Annotated in this window: 1 pseudogene; it reads right to left on the minus strand. The window is 40.8% G+C overall.

The features are described from left to right. Positions 1 to 737: pseudogene (locus AB4496_RS24145) on the minus strand (mechanosensitive ion channel family protein); the annotation flags it as partial. Positions 738 to 909 lie beyond the last annotated feature (172 nt).

The following is a 909-nucleotide window of genomic DNA, read 5'->3' on the forward strand; positions in this document are numbered from 1 at the left end:
GCGTTAATGTCGCCGGTGGTCGCTAATAGAATACGCTTGTACGAGGTGACATCCACACCAAATGGCACCATCATGGAGATACTTTTCTCTAAGCTGGCAACCATAACGCTGGTTCGTTCTCTGAAACGTATTAATTCAGTTTTTATCGTCGCCTTTTCTTCTTCACTCACAAAAGACAAACGGCGCTCTAAATCTTGACGCTGCGTGTCTGTGTAGAGAATCGCATTTGTCAGATATTGCGAACGAGAAGCTAGTGCGGTTTTTAACTGACTTTCCGCAGCCGATACATCAACGCCTCGATCTTTTGACCAACTTAAGGTCTTAGAAAGTTGCTGATAGTAGTCATCCATCATTCCGATACGTTTTTGAATCAACAATTCAAGACGCTTTTTTGCATCCCCTTCAGCCGAACGGTTGTCTTTGCTCATAGAGACAATTTTAACTTCGTTCAATGACAGTAAATGCTGTAAAAGCTCTACTTGCTGGGCAAGAACAGCGTCTAAGCCTTGCTTCTTATCAGATGATAATTGGGAGGATATCTCTTTGCGTAGTGCTTGGTTCTTTCTTCGCAATATGTCTTCTAGAAACGGCTTTTCAGCATCGTGCGCTGTTTCTAATGTAGTGAGGTCCAGCATTAGCTGGTCTTGTACTTCTGCTATTTTATCGACGCTTTGCGCAAAACTTCCAAATGCGACAAACGCCAACATTAACAATAGACAACGCCAAACCTTCATCATACTAATTCCTATTATTGTCTAAATTGACCCTATAAATAGTAGTAAAAAGAAGATGGATAACAAGCATTTAAACGTATGTTGTGTTAAAACTTTGCAAATTATCAGCCTGTATCTAATATTTGAGAGTTCCAATCCCCTCTTATGACCTGTAGAGTACGCAACCAACAAAGAA

Source organism: Vibrio sp. 10N.222.46.A1 (genome assembly GCF_041473595.1).
In the GTDB taxonomy this organism is placed as follows: domain Bacteria; phylum Pseudomonadota; class Gammaproteobacteria; order Enterobacterales; family Vibrionaceae; genus Vibrio; species Vibrio tasmaniensis_A.